This is a genomic window from Affinundibacterium seohonense, from assembly GCF_014284305.1.
Lineage (GTDB): Bacteria > Pseudomonadota > Gammaproteobacteria > Burkholderiales > Burkholderiaceae_D > Undibacterium > Undibacterium seohonense.
Genome location: NZ_JACOFW010000096.1, coordinates 1 through 390, shown reverse-complemented (window position 1 = coordinate 390; position 390 = coordinate 1). Strand labels below are relative to the sequence as shown.

General features: G+C 53.8%; 1 protein-coding gene. It reads right to left on the bottom strand.

The window, feature by feature from the left end; translation table 11 throughout:
- The coding region (locus H8K52_RS20710; protein ID WP_186924802.1) for a hypothetical protein at nt 1–390 on the bottom strand (390 nt) is incomplete at both ends.

Below are 390 nucleotides of genomic sequence, written 5' to 3'. Positions count from 1 at the left end.
CACCGCCTAAGTTGTAAGCGTAAGTCGACGCCACAGTTGTTGTTGCGCTTAAGCTGACGGTGTAGACGAGATCATTGCCTTCGACCACATTGTCACCAGCGACGCCTGGCGCGCCTGGTTCGACTGTCGTGATGCTTGGTTGGTCATCATCAATGATACCGCCGTTGCCTGTTACCCCACCGATCACCAATGGTAAGGATTCTGGGGACGCACTATCGACGACACTGTCGTTGATTGTGGCAAGGGTGACCGTGAAGGTACTCACACCTGCTGGAACAATCAGGCTGCCACCGACTAAGGTGACACCATTGCTAAATGTGGCTGTGCTGTTGTAATCGGCACCGGCTGTTGCTGTACCACCGCCTAAGTTGTAAGCATAAGTGGACGCCA